Raw genomic sequence first — 18,837 nt, forward strand, 5'->3', positions numbered from 1 at the left:
TTGTATGAAGAATTTGCCGAATTTTATATATATTATGCATTATTTCATGTCAAAAATTGTCGAACTCACATTATTGTAGTGGTATGACAACTTAACAAATTATATTGTTATAATGGGATGGTGAGTAAGTATGCACGCAGAAAAATTAGGAAGTGAAATTAAGAAAATTAGGGTAATGCGGGGATTAACACAAAAACAGTTATCCGAGAACATATGTCATCAATCGGAAGTGAGCCGAATTGAATCAGGCGCAGTATACCCAAGTATGGATATATTGCAAGGTATTGCAGCAAAGTTACAAGTTCCCATTATTCATTTTTATGAGGTACTCATTTATTCAGATATTGAGAGAAAAAAGCAGTTTAAAGATCAAGTCATTACGCTATGTAAGCAAAAAAAATATAAAGAGATTTATAATAGAGTATGGAATGAGCTGAAAAAGGAAGAATATCATCCCGAATTCCAGCAGTTTCTTCAATGGCAATATCATGTAGCAGCTTACATGTTGAAGAAAATTGATTACGAATATTGTATTTTAGAATTGAAAAAATTGTTAAACCAACAACTAGCTGGAATAGATGTATACCAAAACCTCTATATAGAAAATGCAATCGCAAATATTTATGCTGAAAATGGCTATTTTAAGAAGAGTATTGAGTTATTTGAAGGTATATTGAAACAATTAGAGTCATTGCATGATAATGAAGAATTCGACGTGAAGGTAAGATATAATCATGCAAAAGCACTATACTTAGATAATCAATATGAACAAGCCTTATATCAAGTGAATAAGGCGATTGAAATATCTTGCCGAATTAATAGTATGGCATTAATTGGGCAGCTGTACTATCAAAGAGGTGAATGTCTAGAAAGGTTGGAGTATGATGAGGCAGAGATTGAAGATACATATAAGAAAGCAAGTTTCTTTTTTGATATATTAGAAATGCATGCATATAAAGAGGCAATCGTAAATAAAATCAATGAATGAATAACCCTAAAAAATGGATATGCATAATTGCATACGGCATGGATAAACTTTCATGATATATTAAAAGAAAAAATGTGGGTGATGGAATATGAAAAAATTACTTATTGGTAGTTTATTAACGTTAGCAATGGCATGGGGTATTTCATTAACAGATACAGCTTTAGAGAAAAGCCAAGTAATTTCTCATAATGATCAAGAGGTACAATTAGCTTCGGACCTACCTTTTGAATATTAAAAAAACAACCGTCTTACTTAGACGGTTGTTTTTTTGTGGAGTAACCTCCAAACGTCTTTACTAGAAACGGGCTTGCTAATAAAGAATCCTTGAATGTGGTCACAGTTTTGCTCATATAAAAACTTCCATTGTTCTTCGGTTTCTACACCTTCTGCGATAACTTCTAAATTTAGTTCTTTTGATAGTGTAATAATGGAAGAAATAATCGCTTCCTCTAAAGGACTAGTTGTAATTCCGCAAATAAATTCTCGAGCAATTTTTAATGTATTAATTGGATATTTTGTTAAATAAGCTAAAGAACTATAACCAGTTCCAAAGTCATCAATTGAAATTTGAATACCGAGATTTTGAAGTTGTTCTAGTTTTGCAACTACAGATTGATTTTGGTTAATGGCGATACTTTCTGTAATTTCGATATCTAGTGCTTCTGGTTGTAACTCTGTTTCTTCTAAAACTTTTGAAATAGTTGGGATTAAATCTGCATGATTAAATTGAACTACAGATAAATTTACACCGACTTTTAAGTGAGAGAAACCTTGATTATGCCATCTTTTCGCTTCTAAGCAAGCAGTACGTAAAATCCAATTTCCAAGTTCAATAATGAATCCAGTTTCCTCTGCTAGAGGGATAAATTGGGCTGGGGATACGATACCGAGCTTTGGATGTTTCCAACGAATTAATGCTTCAAAACCAATAACTTGTTTTGTTTTTGTGCTTACTTGTGGCTGATATTCAAGGAAAAATTCATTTTGTTGTAATGCTTTTGAAAGTTCTCCTTCTAAGAAGTTACTCTCATTTTGAGCGATACTCATTTCTTTTGAGAAGAAAACAAATCGGTTTTTTCCATTTGCTTTCGCGCGATACATAGCCATATCAGCATTTTTCATTAATGCTGTTACATCAGTTCCACAATCAGGGTACATTGCAATTCCGATACTTGGTGTAATAGACAGTTCTTCATCTTTAATGAAGAATGGTTTGTTTAAAATATTTAAAATCTGTTCAGCTATAAAGGCCGCACTTTTTTCTGAGTACATATCTGGTAATAGAATTGTAAACTCATCTCCGCCTTGGCGAGCAACGACATCTTTTGAACGTAGGCAACTGCGTAATCGTTTTGCCACTTCAATTAATAACAAGTCTCCGACGTCATGACCGAGTCTATCGTTAATTTTTTTGAATCGATCTAAATCAAGAAATATGACGGCAACATCATTTGCGCTAGCCTGAGCGGTATTTAAAATGTTTTTTAAATCTTTTTCAAACTTACGGCGATTTGGTAATCCGGTAAGTGCATCATGAAAGGCTAAATGTTCTACTTGTTTTTGTTTTTCATATAAAGTTGTAATATCACGTGCTATACCGAACATCCCAACAACTTCCTTGTTTATGAAAGTAGGGATGAGTGTAATGTGAAGGTAATAGTAATAACCTTCTTTTTCTTTTGTACGAACTTCTAAAGTTTGTGGTCTACCTTCTTTCGTTAGTTGTAAAGCTTTCTGCAGTAAATCATGGTCTTTTGGGTCAATAAAGTGTAAAAGAGAATAGCTTTCTACTTCACAATAGTAGGCTGTAAATAAGCTTTCACAAGCTTTATTAGATTGTTGGAAAATACCATACATGTTTAAAGAGAAAACAGCATCCGGGTGATCTTCGAATAAAGATTTATAACGTTGTTCACTTTTTGATAACGCAGATGCACCTTCTTCTACTTTATCTTCTAGTTGTGTAGTCAACTGCTCGTATGTATCGATTAGTGCCTGATTATCTTTCCACATATAAAGTTGTCGTAAGAATAATAAGATGAGAGATAATACTAGACCGATCAACATGAACTTATCATCCCAAGGTTGAAAGATAATAAAAGAAAAAGTAATGATTATACTAAAATAGGGTAATATAAAGCGCACATAATCAAACCGATAATATTTTGTTTTCGTTTCATGCTGTATTGGTTTATCTAAAATATATAGTATGGATGACAAACCAATTAATAAAATCGAAGCAGTATGTATTAAGTAAGAGACTTCAGAAGAAGTTTCCATCCCTGCGTTTAATTGAAAGAGATGTATATATCCGTATACAAGTATGATAGTAAAGCCGATAATTAATGAGATTCTACTAGCAGAATATTGTTCTCGTCTATATAGACTAATAACGGCGTAAATGACTAATGATTGTGCAATAAAGTATCCAATTAAAACCCAGGTATCTGTTGTTAACATACGAAAGCTTGAAATGTCCAAAATAAAAGTTAAGGTAAAATAAATATTCATAATAACGATAAAGATGCTATCGAATGAAAATTGAGCTAGTCCTCTAATAGAGTAATGTTTTATGAACTTTATAGCAAAGCCAGAAAAGAGCAAAATATATTGTACGATAAAAAAGGGCAATGCCTTATATGAGAATATGACTTGGTCATATATAGAAAGTGAATGAAGAAATAGAGTTATCTCCATTGTCAATCCACATAGGCAAGTGCATAGTACTAAAACCCAAAATAATTTGTCACCGCGCTTCATTTTCTTAATTGCTTTATATAGGCAATAGCAAGAAAAGAGTGTAGCGAAAAAAAATAAGAAGAGAATTCCAATTTCTTTTATATTTAAGTCCTTAGGGATAAGAAATATCCAAAGAGAAAATATAATTATGTACATCGTGACAAAGTGTACGTATTTTTTTTGATTAATCATATTATGACTCCGTTTCAATAAAGTTGAATCACAGGTGGAAAATGCTAATTCCAATCATAGCATATAAAATAGGGTGTTTTTTACTAAAAAAATTACTTTTTTTGAAAAAAATAGCTCAACATTACAATTTACCATTGTAATGTTGAGCTACTTATTCTTTTTACCCCTCTTATAGAGGATAATTCATGTATGAATTGCAGCATCGCTAAATCTTTCTGTTTACTTTCAATCATAATATCGAAATTATGATTGATTTTTTTTGCAACGTGTAAGAAAGGTTTAATAAACTCTAAATCAATATATTCCGCGTGAGCCCTAAATTCTTTTTTTGATTTAGGAGAGGAAATGTGAACTTTAGGAACAATATTTGTATGTGACCAAGTTTCAAAAATTGCAGGAAGTAACTCTTCTAACGGTTCCTCGCAAAGATTTGCCATGTGATGGTGATAATCAAATACGAATGGGATCTTTTCTTTTTGGCAAATAGATAAAGTTTCAGCAGTTGTATATGTTTTATCATCATTTTCAAGTGTCATTTGCCTCTTTATATGTGCAGGAAGTTTTTTTATGTTTTCATGGAAACGCTCAACCGCTTTTTCTTTATTTCCGTAGGCACCACCTACATGGATGTTAATATAAGAAGAATCTGCAATGCCTATTGCATCTAATACTTTATAATGATAGGTCATATCTGTAATAGCGTTAGTCGTAATGTGTGGTTTGTCGCTTGTAAATAGTGTAAATTGATTCGGATGAAAACTTACTCGTAAATTATGTTCTTTAATTAATGCCCCAATTGTACACCAAAGCGGTGTGAACAATCCGATGTAATCAAACTCGACTTCGGGATGTGTTGCAAGTGGGACGATGGAAGAAGATAAGCGATATAATGGAATTTCATGCGCTATATTGTAATGAAGAATACGTATTGTATGCTCAAGATTCTGCCGCGTAACATCGTATAATTTATCTTCTCGTTCTTGTTTACTAAGCTTTTGAAAGCTTGTAAATGTCATCGTTTTAGCCGGAGAACAGTCCCAGAGTGCCATTGCATGTGAGACATATCCGAAACGCATAATCATAATGAATACATCTCCTTTATGCATTATCTTTCCTATAGGAAGAAAGCAAGTATTGTTCCTATCCATTCTTTGCCTCTATTAATGAGAGAATTCGGACTAACATCTTTCAAGGAAAGTAATGACGCATTTTCTAGATCTTCGTGGAATTTATTTTTTACTGTTTGTATAAAATGTTCATCATATAAAAGGCAGTTGATTTCATGGTTAATATATAAACTTCTCATATCAAAGTTTGCAGTTCCGATATCACAGATATAGTCATCAACTATAATAACTTTAGCGTGAAAAAAACCTTGTTGAAATGCGTAAATATTACAGCCAGCTTGTATTAACTTTCGGCAATATGGGAATTTTGCTTCTCGAACAAGGGGGTGATCCGCTTTTTCTGGAACGAGAATCGTGATTTGAACCCCGCGTTTTCGTGCTTCTAATAATGCGTTCATAATTTTTCTTCCAGGAATGAAATAGGGTGTACCGATAAAGAGTTCCTTTTTTGCACCTTCAATTAAATGTAAAAAAGTATGTTGTAAATAGGCACCATCAGTTGGAATAAATTGATGTTCGATAGTACCGGGTTGCTGTTTCGGAAAATAAAGAGAAGCGTCCAATAAATTTTGGTTTGTATCATCAAACCAGTCATGTAAAAATTGCTTTTGTAAATCTTGTACTCCTTCGCCTGTAAGACGTAAATGATAGTCCCTCCATAATCCTAACCGCTCATTATGTCCCAAATACTCTTCACCAATATTAAATCCCCCAATGTAACCAATTTTCCCGTCGATAACTGTAATTTTTCTATGGTTTCTTTGATTTGCAGAAAAGAAAGGAAAAGGAAACTTTACTTTGTGACAAAATGAAAAAGAGACACCATGTTTTTGCAGGGAGCGAACGGCCTCGTTTGATAAATGATGGCTTCCCAATCTATCGAGTAAAAGTCTTACTTCAATTCCTTCCTTTGCCTTATCAATAAGTAACTTTAAAAATTCTCGGCTGATTTTATCGTTTTTTACAATGAAAAACAAAACATGCACATGGTGTTTCGCCTGTTTTATATCAGTAAATAGAGTGTCATACAAATCTTTTCCGTATGTATAAAGGTGAAAATCACTTTGACGTAAAGGGAAAGAACGAGAACGTACACGCCTTAAATGAACAATTCTCCCATAAGAAAGATCAATTACAATCCAGAGAGCAATACCTATTAATAAGAGAGATAAGAAGAACATGAGTAAATTCCCTCCTTCACGGTCTTTTCACCATTTGTTTTTTATAAATCAAACATTCATTTTATTCGGTTATTTGTGGGCTAATAATTAGTAGGGAGTAAATAACTTCTAATGATTAAAGTTTCACTTTATAGTTTCACCGAAATAAACAGCTTTATTAAAAAATATGTTGTTGTATAACAAAAAACTGTTGACTGAATGCTCACTCATTATATAATGAAGGTAGGGGATAAAATTCAGAAAATTATATGTTTTTGAAGATTCTAAAAAAGAAAGAGGGCTTACAAAGAGAGGGGTAGCATAAAAATGAATAGCTTACTGATCATGAATTGGCTGGCTGCCATTGCTGTTATTGCTTATGCGGGATATTTGTTTGTGTATCTTATACGAACGAGGATGGCCTACATACAGTTAGGAAAAAAGATTGAATTTGACCGTCGTTTTAAAGAGCGTTGGGATCTCCTTAAGGTCAATGTTTTCGGTCAGAAAAAGCTGCTGAAAGATAAAAAGAGCGGCATTATTCACGTTATGTTCTTTTACGGATTTATTCTTGTCCAATTTGGAGCAATTGACTTCGTTTGGAAAGGACTCGCACCAGGATCACATCTTCCACTTGGACCACTATACCCTGCATTTACATTCTTCCAGGAAATTGTCACACTTGTTATTTTAATTGCAGTCTTTTGGGCTTTTCATCGACGTTATGTTGAGAAGCTAGTTCGTTTAAAACGTAATTTCAAATCAGGCCTTGTTCTTATCTTTATCGGTGGCTTAATGATTTCTGTGCTACTCGGTAATGGGATGGGAATTATATGGCATGGCGAGGAGCTTTCATGGAGTGAGCCAATCGCTTCTGCAATCGCTTACGTTTTCTCAGGGATAAATGAAACCGCAGCCATTTCTGTGTTCTATTTCTCTTGGTGGGTGCATTTACTAATTTTGTTAACATTTTTAGTTTATGTTCCACAATCGAAACACGCGCATTTAATTGCGGGACCAGCTAACGTTTTCTTCGGCCGTCTTTCAAATCCAGGGAAACTTGAAAAGATTGACTTTGAAGATGAAACACAAGAAACATTTGGTGTTGGTAAAATCGAAGATTTTAGACAAAATCAGCTTATTGACTTATACGCTTGCGTAGAGTGTGGTCGTTGTACAAATATGTGTCCGGCAACAGGAACAGGTAAAATGTTATCGCCGATGGATTTAATTTTAAAACTTCGCGATCATTTAACTGATAAAGGAGCTGCAGTGACATCAAAAGCACCGTGGGTTCCAGTAGTTGCTTTTAATAATACACAAGGAAATCAGTTAGCGATGATGGCAGCTGGGAAAGGACAACAAGAATCTGCAGCTACAACACTCGCTTACGATCCGAGTTTAATCGGAGATGTTATTACAGAAGAAGAGATTTGGGCTTGTACAACGTGTCGTAACTGTGAGGATCAGTGTCCGGTTATGAATGAGCACGTTGATAAAATTATTGATTTACGCCGCTATCTCGTTTTAACAGAAGGAAAGATGGATGCGGAAGCACAGCGTGCGATGACAAACATCGAGCGTCAAGGGAATCCGTGGGGTCTAAACCGTAAAGAGCGTGAAACTTGGCGCCAAGGTGATGATGAAGTAACGGTTCCAACTGTAAAAGAAAAATCGAAAGCTGGCGAGGAGTTCGAATATTTATTCTGGGTTGGTTCAATGGGATCATATGATAATCGTAGTCAGAAGATTGCGATATCGTTTGCGAAGTTGATGAACGAAGCAGGTATTTCATTTGCGATACTCGGTAATAAGGAAAAGAACTCTGGAGATACACCGCGCCGCCTTGGAAATGAATTTGTCTTCCAAGAGATGGCGACAAAAAATATCGAGGAATTTGAAAAAGCAGGAGTGAAGAAAATCGTTACGATTGACCCTCATGCTTATAACACATTTAAAAATGAGTATCCGGACTTTGGCTTGCAAGCAGAAGTCTATCATCATACAGAACTGTTAGCTCAGTGGGTGAAAGAAGGACGCTTAAAACCGGTTCACGCTATTGAGGAAACAGTTACGTACCATGATTCCTGCTACTTAGGAAGATACAACGAAGTATACGAAGCCCCGCGTGACATTTTGAAAGCGATTCCTGGTGTGAATCTTGTAGAAATGGCACGTAACCGTGAAACGGGAATGTGCTGTGGAGCAGGTGGTGGCTTAATGTGGATGGAGGAAACAACAGGTTCACGCATTAACGTTGCTCGTACAGAACAAGCATTAGCTGTACAGCCATCCATTATCGGTACAGGATGTCCGTATTGCTTAACGATGATTAGTGATGGGACGAAAGCGAAAGAAGTTGAAGAGAAAGTTCAAACTCTCGATGTAACAGAGATTTTAGAACGCTCAGTGATTGGACAGAAGAAAGAAGCAATCTAGTTTGTAGGAATGTATACAACTTTAGAAAGAGGTGCAATTATTGCACCTCTTCTCAACGTAGGAACACTGAGCGTCCGCTCAGTGATAAAAGGAAATGGGGGAAAGAGGAATGAGTAAAACAGTTATTTTAAGTGCAGCAAGAACACCGGTTGGGAAATTTGGAGGATCTTTAAAAGATGTAAAAGCAACAGAACTTGGAGGGATTGCAATTAAAGCGGCGCTTGAAAGAGCAAATGTTTCTGCTAGTGATGTTGAGGAAGTTATATTCGGAACGGTTATTCAAGGTGGGCAGGGGCAAATTCCATCGCGCCAAGCGGCGAGGGCTGCTGGAATCCCTTGGGAAGTGCAGACGGAAACAGTGAATAAAGTTTGTGCATCGGGGCTTCGTGCGGTTACGTTAGCGGATCAAATTATTCGTACTGGCGATCAATCATTGATTGTAGCTGGTGGTATGGAGTCGATGAGTAACAGTCCTTACATTTTACGAGGAGCAAGATGGGGATATAGAATGGGCAACAACGAAGTCGTTGATTTAAACGTTGCTGACGGTTTAACATGCGCATTTTCAGGTATACACATGGGTGTTTATGGCGGAGAAGTTGCGAAGGAAGATGGAATTTCTCGCGAAGCGCAAGATGAATGGGCATATCGTAGCCACCAGCGTGCGGTTTCAGCACATAATGAAGGACGTTTTGAAGAGGAAATCGTGCCAGTAACGATTCCGCAAAGAAAAGGCGACCCTATTGTCGTTGCAAAGGATGAGGCGCCACGCGCGGATACAACAATTGAAAAGTTAGCAAAATTAAAACCTGTATTTGATAAAACAGCGACAGTGACAGCTGGTAATGCACCAGGCTTAAACGATGGTGGTGCTGCACTTGTATTAATGAGCGAAGACAGAGCGAAGCAAGAAGGAAGAAAGCCGTTAGCGACAATTTTGGCACATACAGCAATTGCAGTGGAGTCTAAAGATTTCCCGAGAACGCCAGGTTATGCAATTAACGCATTGCTTGAAAAAACAGGCAAGACAATTGAAGACATCGATTTATTCGAGATTAATGAAGCATTTGCAGCAGTAGCAATTGCAAGTACAGAAATCGCGGGAATTGACCCGGAAAAATTGAATGTAAATGGCGGCGCAGTAGCGATGGGACATCCGATTGGAGCAAGCGGAGCGCGCATTATCGTTACACTAATCCATGCACTTAAGCAACGCGGCGGTGGAATTGGAATTGCTTCGATTTGTAGTGGTGGCGGTCAAGGCGATGCAGTGATGATTGAAGTTCACTAATTAAGATTAGAAGATATATAGTTTATTAAAAATTAAGGGGGAAGAAGAAATGGGTGTACAAAAAATTGTTGTAATTGGTGCAGGACAAATGGGATCAGGAATTGCGCAAGTATGTGCAATGGCAGGATACGATGTGAAGGTACAAGATTTAAAACAGGAGCAATTAGATAGAGGATTGGCTATTATTACGAAAAACTTAGCACGCCAAGTAGAAAAGGGGCGCATGAAGGAAGAAGAAAAGGAAGCGACATTAAACCGTCTTGCAGTAACGCTTGATTTAGATTGTGTGAAGGAAGCGGATCTTATTATCGAAGCAGCTGTCGAGAAAATGGATATTAAAAAGAAAATCTTTGCGAATTTAGATGAAATTGCTCCAGAACACGCAATTTTAGCGACAAATACGTCATCTTTGCCAATTACAGAAATTGCCGCGGTAACGAAACGTCCGGAAAAAGTAATCGGTATGCACTTTATGAATCCGGTTCCGGTTATGAAACTTGTTGAAATTATTCGTGGTTTGGCTACAGATGATGCGGTATACAAAACAATTGAAGATATTACGAAGAAAATTGGCAAAGTACCAGTTGAAGTAAATGATTTCCCAGGATTTGTATCGAATCGTATTTTATTACCGATGATTAACGAAGCAATTTATACGTTATATGAAGGTGTAGCGACAAAAGAAGCGATTGATGAAGTAATGAAACTTGGTATGAATCACCCGATGGGTCCTTTAACGCTCGCTGATTTTATCGGTTTAGACACGTGTTTATATATTATGGAAGTGTTGCATGAAGGTTTAGGTGATAGTAAATACCGCCCATGTCCATTACTGCGTAAGTACGTAAATGCAGGATGGTTAGGACGTAAAACAGGTCGTGGTTTCTACGTTTACGAATAAATCCCCCTTTGTTACAAAATAGTGGTCTTACCAAATTATTAAAAGGATTTATAGCAAATGGAGGCGGAGTATATGAACTTTCGTTTTAATGAAGAGCAGCAAATGATGAGAAAAATGGTTCGAGATTTTGCACAGAAGGAAATTGCTCCCTTTGTTCCTAGTATGGAACAAGGGGTGTTCCCAAAAGAGGTTTTGCAGAAGATGGGTGAGCTTGGATTAATGGGAATTCCAGCGCCTGCAAAATACGGCGGTGCAGAAATGGATTTTATTTCTTATATTTTAGCAATTGAAGAAATTTCAAAGGTAAGTGCAACGGTTGGTGTAATTTTAGCTGTACATACGTCAGTTGGAATGAACCCGATTTTATATTTCGGAACAGAAGAACAGAAAGAGAAATACGTTTCTAAACTTGCGACTGGTGAATATTTAGGTGCATTTGCATTAACAGAACCAAATGCAGGATCGGATGCAGGAAGTTTGAAATCAAGAGCTGTGAAGAAAGGCGATCATTACATTATTAATGGATCGAAGGTGTTCATTACAAATGGTGGTGAAGCAAGTACATATATTGTATTCGCTTCTACAAATCCAGAGGCAGGAAAGAGTGGGATTTCTGCATTCATAGTAGAGAAAGATACACCAGGCTTAATTATCGGTAAAGATGAGCATAAAATGGGACTGCTCGGTTCTCGCACTGTACAACTTACGTTCGAGGATATGAAGGTACCGGCTGAGAATTTACTTGGTGAAGAAGGACAAGGATTTAAGGTAGCAATGGCGAATTTAGATGTTGGAAGAATTGGGATTGGGGCGCAAGCATTAGGGATTGCTGAAGCGGCGCTTGCATGTGCGATTGATTATGCGAAAGAACGTGAGCAATTCGGAAAGCCAATTGCGGCGCAGCAAGGGATTGGCTTCAAACTTGCAGATATGGCAACTAGTGTAGAAGCGGCGCGATTACTCGTATATAGGGCGGCATCGCTAAGAGCGCAAGGATTACCATGTGGTAAGGAAGCATCTATTGCGAAATTATTCGCTTCTAAAACAGCTGTTGAAGTTGCGATTGAAGCGGTGCAAGTATTTGGGGGATACGGTTATACGAAGGACTATCCAGTAGAAAGATTTTTCCGTGATGCGAAAATCACGCAAATATATGAAGGAACGAGCGAAATACAGAAACTTGTTATTAGCCGAGCTTTATAAAAGCACAAGGGGGAGACGGGCATGCATTTTAAACTATCAGAAGAACATGAAATGATAAGAAAAATGGTTCGAGACTTTGCTAAGAATGAAGTAGCACCGACGGCAGCTGAGCGTGATGAAGAAGAGAGATTTGATCGTGCAATATTTGATCAAATGGCCGAGCTTGGTTTAACGGGTATTCTGTGGCCTGAAGAATACGGCGGAATTGGAAGCGATTACTTAGCATATGTAATTGCTATTGAAGAATTATCGCGTGTATGTGCTTCTACAGGTGTAACATTGTCTGCACATACTTCGCTTGCTGGTTGGCCAATTTTTAAATTTGGAACAGAAGAGCAAAAGCAAACATTTTTACGACCGATGGCTGAAGGAAAGAAAATTGGTGCGTACGGCTTAACGGAGCCAGGGTCTGGATCGGATGCTGGTGGAATGAAGACGATCGCCAAAAGAGATGGAGACCATTATGTATTAAATGGATCAAAAATATTTATCACTAATAGTGGTATTGCTGATATTTATGTTGTTTTCGCATTAACTGATCCTGAATCGAAGCAGCGTGGCACGAGTGCATTTATAGTGGAAAGTGATACACCAGGATTTTCAGTTGGGAAGAAGGAGAGTAAATTAGGGATTCGCTCTTCACCAACAACTGAAATTATGTTCGAAGATTGCCGTATTCCTGTAGAGAATTTACTAGGGGAAGAAGGACAAGGGTTTAAGATAGCGATGCAAACATTAGATGGTGGCCGTAACGGTATTGCGGCGCAAGCGGTCGGTATTGCACAAGGGGCTTTAGATGCTTCCGTAGAATATGCAAGAGAGCGTCATCAGTTTGGGAAGCCGATTGCGGCGCAGCAAGGGATTGGCTTTAAACTTGCAGATATGGCAACGGATGTGGAGGCGGCGCGTCTTCTAACATATCAAGCAGCTTGGCTGGAATCGGAAGGGCTTCCGTATGGGAAAGAGTCAGCGATGTCAAAAGTATTTGCAGGTGATGCAGCGATGAAGGTGACGACGGAAGCGGTACAAGTATTTGGTGGTTACGGTTATACGAAAGATTATCCAGTAGAGCGATACATGCGAGATGCAAAGATTACACAGATATATGAAGGAACACAAGAGATTCAAAGGCTCGTAATTTCTCGTATGTTAACGAAGTAGGATCAAAGGCGTAGGTATTTTCCTACGCTTTTTCCTTCCAAAAAATAATAGAGAGGTGAAGGGGATGGTTAAACATAATGTGCATGCATCAGTGAAAGATGAAAAATTAGTTGCGTTAAGGCGTGAACAAATGATTAAAGGTGCAGTACAACTGTTTAAACAAAAAGGATTTCCGCGTACAACAACGAGAGAGATTGCAAAGGCAGCTGGATTTAGTATTGGAACGCTTTATGAATACATTCGTACAAAAGATGATGTTTTGTATTTAGTTTGTGATAGTATTTATGAACATGTAAAAGAAAGATTAGAGGAAGTAGTTTGTACGGAAAAAGGAAGTGTAGAAAGTTTAAAGATAGCAATAACGAATTATTTTAAAGTGATGGACGAATTGCAGGAAGAAGTATTAATAATGTATCAAGAGGTACGCTTTTTACCGAAAGAATCACTCCCGTACGTATTAGAAAAGGAGTTTCAAATGGTAGGAATGTTTGAGAATATTTTAGAACAGTGTACGGAAAACGGAACATTTACATTAAATAAAAAAGAAATACAGCTTCTTGCGCATAATATTTTTATACAAGGACAGATGTGGGGATTTCGACGTTGGGCGTTGCAAAAGCTATATACGCTCGAGGAATATACAGACATGCAAATTAGGTATGTATTACAAGGGGCCCATATGCTTCCGAAATAAGGAATGCACAAATTATAATTTTACTACCCTATAAAAGTTTCCCGTTTTTTTTGTAGCATATTTGTGCGACTTTTGTTTATAATGAATAGTATGGATTTTTTTAAGCAGGCCGTTATATATAAGGTTATATTTGATGAAAGGAAGTGCCGCATAAGTGGATTTTAAGCAATATTCACCAGAAGAGCTAAAAGAATGTTCAATGATTGAAGTTGTACATAGCGTTTTAGGGGATAAAAAACAAGCAACGACATTCAACGAGTTGGTTCAAGAAATCGCTCAAGTGCTGGGACTATCTCAAGAGCAAGTTAATGCGAAGATCGCACAATTTTATACAGACTTAAACATCGATGGACGTTTCATTAATTTAGGAGAAAATCGTTGGGGATTACGTAGCTGGTACCCATATGAGCAAATTGATGAAGAAATCTTGCCTCAACCAAAACCGAAGAAGAAACGTAAAGTTGAAGAAGACGGTTTTGACGACTACATTGAAGAAGATGAAGATGACTTTGATGATGTAGACGGAAATGAAGACGAAGATGATGATGTAGAAGATTTGGACAAGGTTCTTGAAGACGAAGACGGAGACGACGATGATCTTGATGATTTAGAGGACGATGAAGATGACTTCGCTGAAGAAGAACTTGAGTATGATGAAACTGAAGAAGAAGAAGAGGAAGAACTGTAGTTCTTGACTTTTCATTATCGTCCATGTAGAATCATTTTTGGGCTCTTTAAAAAAGGACGATAATACTTTTAAAGTGTAAATATAAAAGAAAATTGCTCCCTACTTATTACTTTATGTGATGAGGGGAGCAATTTTCTTTTTTGTTTTTTGTTTAGAAAATAAAAAGAGTCTAACAATAAGATGGATACAGTGTTATCTACATACGTTGCGCTTTGCAACGGTGATTATATAACAGCAAAATAGAAGGGAGCTTTTTCATGACTAAGTATATTTTTGTAACAGGCGGTGTAGTATCGTCTTTAGGTAAAGGTATTACAGCAGCATCTCTTGGAAGACTTTTAAAAAATCGTGGTTTAAACGTAACAATTCAAAAGTTTGATCCATACATTAACGTAGACCCAGGGACTATGAGCCCATACCAACACGGTGAGGTATTCGTAACAGATGATGGTGCAGAAACTGACTTAGACCTTGGTCACTATGAGCGTTTCATCGACATCAACTTAAACAAATACAGCAACGTAACAACAGGTAAAATTTACTCTTCAGTTCTTCAAAAAGAGCGTCGTGGTGAATACCTAGGAGGAACAGTTCAAGTTATTCCTCACATTACTAACGAAATTAAAGAGCGCGTATACCGTTCTGGTCGCGAAACAAACGCGGACGTTGTTATTACAGAAATCGGTGGAACTGTTGGTGACATCGAGTCTCTACCATTCTTAGAAGCAATCCGTCAAATTAAGAGCGACATCGGTCGTGACAATGTAATGTACATTCACTGTACGTTAATCCCGTACTTAAAAGCAGCGGGTGAAATGAAAACAAAACCAACGCAACATAGCGTTAAAGAGCTTCGCAGTTTAGGTATTCAACCAAATATTATCGTTGTTCGTACAGAAATGCCTGTTTCTCAAGATATGAAAGACAAGCTTGCATTATTCTGTGACATTGATACAAAAGCAGTTATTGAAGCACGCGATGCAGATACTTTATATGCAGTTCCATTATCTCTTCAAGAGCAAAATATGGACCAAATCGTTTGCGATCACTTAAAATTAGACAATCCAGCTGCAGATATGACAGAGTGGACTGCGCTAGTTGAAAAAGTACGTAATCTTTCTAAGAAAACAAAAATCGCTCTTGTTGGTAAATACGTAGAGCTTCAAGATGCATACATTTCTGTTGTAGAAGCACTTCGTCATGCGGGTTACTCTTTCGACACAGATGTAGAAGTGAAATGGGTAAATGCTGAGCACGTAACAGCAGAGAACGTACAAGAATTAGTAGGAGACACAGATGGTATCCTTGTACCAGGTGGCTTCGGTGATCGTGGTGTAGAAGGTAAAATCGTTGCAATTCAATATGCTCGTGAAAACAAAGTTCCATTCCTAGGAATTTGCTTAGGTATGCAACTTGCATCAATCGAATTCGCACGTAACGTATTAGGATTAGAAGGAGCTAACTCTTCTGAAATCAATCCTGACACACCTTATGCAATCATCGACTTATTACCAGAACAAAAAGATGTAGAAGACTTAGGTGGTACACTTCGTCTTGGTCTATATCCATGTAAGCTTGCTGAAGAAACAAATGCATACAATGCTTACAATGAGCCGGTTGTATATGAGCGTCATCGTCATCGTTATGAGTTCAACAATCAATTCCGTCCGGATATGGAAAAAGAAGGATTTGTATTCTCTGGTACAAGCCCAGATGGCCGTCTAGTTGAAATCATTGAATTAAAAGATCACCCTTGGTTCGTGGCAGCACAGTTCCACCCAGAACTTGTTTCTCGTCCAAACCGTCCACAGCCATTGTTCCATGACTTCGTAAAAGCTTCTATTACGAATAAAGAGAGCAAGTAATAAAAAAGCGCCTGAAATAGGGCGCTTTTTTTAATATTCATTTAACATTTCATCGATTGTAAATTTGATTCCGTGATATGCAAATAAAGCTATCATTAAGCTTGGGAATCCGTAGCGATTACCTTCATCGTCTGGAATAAGTCCTTTTAACAGCTTTGTATCAATATGTACGTCTGTATATTGTTCTAGTGATTCAGTGCCTTCTTGAATAGCAGAGATGCCGACAATAGAGTGTCCATCTGCTTGCAGTTTTTTTGCTATTGCTACAACTTCTTCATCTGTTGAAAAACGGCTAATAAGAAGCACACGATCTGCAGAAGTTACTTCTACTTCTTTACCATTTTCAAAAAATCGTTTTGCTTGCTTCATTGGTTCAGCACCGAATAGTGCTTCAGCAACAACGCCCTCCATTTCATTTGTACCATGTAAATAAATGAAACCTTCGCCAACTAATGCTTGAGCAAGTAGACGGGCGCTATCTTCTATATTCATTTCCTCTTTTTGAGAAACTCTGGAGAAATAACCGCTTAATTGGGTTGAAAAAATTTTTAACATAATGTTACTCCCTTCGTACGTGTTTACCGGCTTTCATTATAGTTTATTTTTTTAGAAAGGTGAAATCGAAGGTGGCATAACAAAATAGGAAACGGTAAAATAAGAAAGAAATAGGAAGGAATTTGGTAAAGAATAGCGAAAATTAATCGTTAAGATATAAGAAGCTTTAAATCTTGTACTTACACAGAAAGGTTGGGAGTTATGGAAGGGAAAATTTTAATCGTTGATGATCAATATGGCATTCGTGTGTTATTACATGAAGTGTTCCAAAAAGAAGGTTATCAGACATTCCAAGCAGCGAATGGATTTCAAGCTTTAGATATCGTGAAAAAAGATAATCCAGATTTAGTTGTGTTAGATATGAAAATTCCAGGTATGGATGGTATAGAGATTTTAAAGCATGTAAAAGAAATTGATGAGAGTATTAAAGTGATTTTAATGACTGCTTATGGAGAGCTTGATATGATCCAAGAAGCAAAAGATTTAGGTGCTTTAATGCATTTTGCTAAACCATTTGATATTGATGAAATTCGTCAAGCGGTGAGAAATGAACTCGCTGTAGAGGCTTAAAAATGAATTTTTTATAAAAAATATGGAAAAAAGCGTTTACATGGACTATTGTGCAGGTGAATACGGTTGAGTTTTTGAGTACAAGTTGTTATCCTATTGAGTGTAGAAAAAAGTCCGGTATGTAGATATACATATTTTACCTTATTCTGGTCATACTACCAGCGATAAGAACTTATCGGATACAAAAAACGTTTTTTAGGAGGATTCACCATGCCTTTAGTTTCTATGAAAGAAATGCTAAACAAAGCACTAGAAGGAAAATACGCAGTTGGTCAATTCAATATGAACAACTTAGAGTGGACTCAAGCTATCTTAGCTGCTGCGGAAGAAGAAAAATCTCCTGTAATCCTAGGTGTATCTGAGGGTGCAGCTCGTCATATGACTGGTTTCAAAACAGTTGTAGCTATGGTTAAAGCTTTAATCGAAGAAATGAACATCACTGTTCCTGTAGCGATTCACCTTGACCATGGTTCAAGCTTCGAAAAATGTAAAGAAGCAATCGATGCAGGTTTCACATCTGTAATGATCGACGCTTCTCACCACCCATTCGAAGAAAACGTAGAAACTACTAAAAAAGTAGTAGAATACGCACACGCTCGTAACGTATCTGTTGAAGCTGAGCTTGGAACAGTTGGCGGACAAGAAGACGACGTAATCGCTGAAGGCGTAATTTACGCTGACCCAGCTGAGTGTAAGCACCTTGTTGAAGCAACAGGTATCGATTGCCTAGCTCCAGCTTTAGGTTCTGTACACGGTCCTTACAAAGGTGAGCCTAACTTAGGATTCGCTGAAATGGAACAAGTTCGTGACTTCACTGGCGTACCTTTAGTATTACACGGTGGTACTGGTATCCCAACTGCTGATATCGAAAAAGCTATCTCTTTAGGTACTTCAAAAATCAACGTAAACACTGAGAACCAAATTGAGTTTACAAAAGCTGTTCGTGAAGTATTAAACAAAGACCAAGAAGTTTACGATCCTCGTAAATTTATCGGACCTGGCCGCGACGCTATCAAAGCAACTGTTATTGGTAAAATTCGCGAATTCGGTTCTAACGGTAAAGCGTAAGAATAAAATTCCGTTTTGGAAACCGTCTACTCTTTTAGACGGTTTCCTTTCGTTGTATAATGAAAGCGTGAACAAGTCTAAAGATTTTATCATTTTGTTTTTGAAATAGAAAATAATGTGCATAGTCCTATTAATAAATGTGATAATGTATCTAAATTGATAAAGTAAATTCGATAAATAGTTAATCTTTATCTTT

15 protein-coding genes and 1 pseudogene are annotated in these 18,837 nt (G+C 37.2%); 12 read left to right on the top strand and 4 right to left on the bottom strand.

The annotated features are described in order from the left end of the window. Positions 1-130: 130 nt before the first annotated feature. Complete coding sequence (gene plcR / locus ACTFNE_RS18235; protein WP_000542921.1) at positions 131-988, top strand: transcriptional regulator PlcR; 858 nt, start codon at positions 131-133, stop codon at positions 986-988. An 88-nt stretch (positions 989-1,076) separates the two neighbouring features. After that, positions 1,077-1,223 carry a quorum-sensing peptide PapR gene (papR, locus tag ACTFNE_RS18240; protein WP_000734741.1) on the top strand — a complete coding sequence of 49 codons (147 nt, stop codon included), beginning with the start codon at positions 1,077-1,079 and terminating at the stop codon, positions 1,221-1,223. Positions 1,224-1,240: 17 nt separating this feature from the next. On the opposite strand, the gene ACTFNE_RS18245 is transcribed toward papR, so the two are convergent. The 3 genes from ACTFNE_RS18245 to cls form a co-directional block, all read right to left on the bottom strand. After that, positions 1,241-3,919 (bottom strand): DUF4084 domain-containing protein, encoded by a 2,679-nt coding sequence (locus ACTFNE_RS18245; protein WP_046197993.1) that lies wholly within the window; start codon positions 3,917-3,919, stop codon positions 1,241-1,243. A gap of 128 nt (positions 3,920-4,047) precedes the next feature. Continuing rightward, the gene (uvsE, locus tag ACTFNE_RS18250; RefSeq protein WP_270705222.1) at positions 4,048-5,001 is read right to left on the bottom strand and encodes a UV DNA damage repair endonuclease UvsE; all 954 of its coding nucleotides are present in this window, start codon (positions 4,999-5,001) and stop codon (positions 4,048-4,050) included. Between the two features lie 32 nt (positions 5,002-5,033). After that, the gene (gene cls / locus ACTFNE_RS18255) at positions 5,034-6,227 is read right to left on the bottom strand and encodes a cardiolipin synthase (RefSeq protein WP_270705213.1); all 1,194 of its coding nucleotides are present in this window, start codon (positions 6,225-6,227) and stop codon (positions 5,034-5,036) included. Between the two features lie 306 nt (positions 6,228-6,533). Here cls and ACTFNE_RS18260 point away from each other — a divergent pair, with 306 nt between their 5' ends. From ACTFNE_RS18260 to pyrG, 8 genes and pseudogenes are all read left to right on the top strand, one after another. Continuing rightward, a complete protein-coding gene (locus tag ACTFNE_RS18260; RefSeq protein ID WP_001086788.1) occupies positions 6,534-8,645 on the top strand; it encodes a heterodisulfide reductase-related iron-sulfur binding cluster in 2,112 nt (703 codons plus the stop codon). Between the two features lie 9 nt (positions 8,646-8,654). Beyond that, positions 8,655-9,936: pseudogene (locus ACTFNE_RS18265) on the top strand (acetyl-CoA C-acetyltransferase). Positions 9,937-9,985: 49 nt separating this feature from the next. Continuing rightward, positions 9,986-10,837 (top strand): 3-hydroxybutyryl-CoA dehydrogenase, encoded by an 852-nt coding sequence (locus ACTFNE_RS18270; protein WP_000538858.1) that lies wholly within the window; start codon positions 9,986-9,988, stop codon positions 10,835-10,837. Positions 10,838-10,909: 72 nt separating this feature from the next. Then, positions 10,910-12,040, top strand: coding sequence for an acyl-CoA dehydrogenase (locus ACTFNE_RS18275; protein WP_046197997.1), 1,131 nt, complete (start codon positions 10,910-10,912; stop codon positions 12,038-12,040). 21 nt (positions 12,041-12,061) lie between these two features. Continuing rightward, positions 12,062-13,201: an acyl-CoA dehydrogenase AcdA gene (gene acdA, locus ACTFNE_RS18280; RefSeq protein ID WP_270705214.1), complete on the top strand. Its 1,140-nt coding sequence runs from the start codon at positions 12,062-12,064 to the stop codon at positions 13,199-13,201. Between the two features lie 64 nt (positions 13,202-13,265). Further along, a complete protein-coding gene (locus ACTFNE_RS18285; protein WP_000238604.1) occupies positions 13,266-13,895 on the top strand; it encodes a TetR/AcrR family transcriptional regulator in 630 nt (209 codons plus the stop codon). Between the two features lie 154 nt (positions 13,896-14,049). After that, a complete protein-coding gene (rpoE, locus tag ACTFNE_RS18290) occupies positions 14,050-14,583 on the top strand; it encodes a DNA-directed RNA polymerase subunit delta (RefSeq protein ID WP_000346283.1) in 534 nt (177 codons plus the stop codon). A gap of 257 nt (positions 14,584-14,840) precedes the next feature. Then, positions 14,841-16,448, top strand: a complete 1,608-nt coding sequence (gene pyrG, locus ACTFNE_RS18295) for a CTP synthase (RefSeq protein WP_000170454.1) — start codon at positions 14,841-14,843, stop codon at positions 16,446-16,448. 30 nt (positions 16,449-16,478) lie between these two features. On the opposite strand, the gene ACTFNE_RS18300 is transcribed toward pyrG, so the two are convergent. Continuing rightward, a complete protein-coding gene (locus ACTFNE_RS18300) occupies positions 16,479-17,003 on the bottom strand; it encodes a DUF2529 domain-containing protein (RefSeq protein ID WP_046197998.1) in 525 nt (174 codons plus the stop codon). A 201-nt stretch (positions 17,004-17,204) separates the two neighbouring features. Here ACTFNE_RS18300 and spo0F point away from each other — a divergent pair, with 201 nt between their 5' ends. Further along, on the top strand, positions 17,205-17,573 hold the full coding sequence (gene spo0F, locus ACTFNE_RS18305; RefSeq protein ID WP_000398594.1) for a sporulation initiation phosphotransferase Spo0F: 369 nt from the start codon (positions 17,205-17,207) through the stop codon (positions 17,571-17,573). Between the two features lie 210 nt (positions 17,574-17,783). Then, entirely contained in the window at positions 17,784-18,641 is an 858-nt protein-coding gene (locus ACTFNE_RS18310) for a class II fructose-bisphosphate aldolase (RefSeq protein ID WP_001131850.1), read from the top strand. Positions 18,642-18,837 lie beyond the last annotated feature (196 nt).

The organism is Bacillus cereus group sp. MYBKT111-2, from assembly GCF_051915205.1.
In the GTDB taxonomy this organism is placed as follows: Bacteria; Bacillota; Bacilli; order Bacillales; family Bacillaceae_G; genus Bacillus_A; species Bacillus_A paranthracis.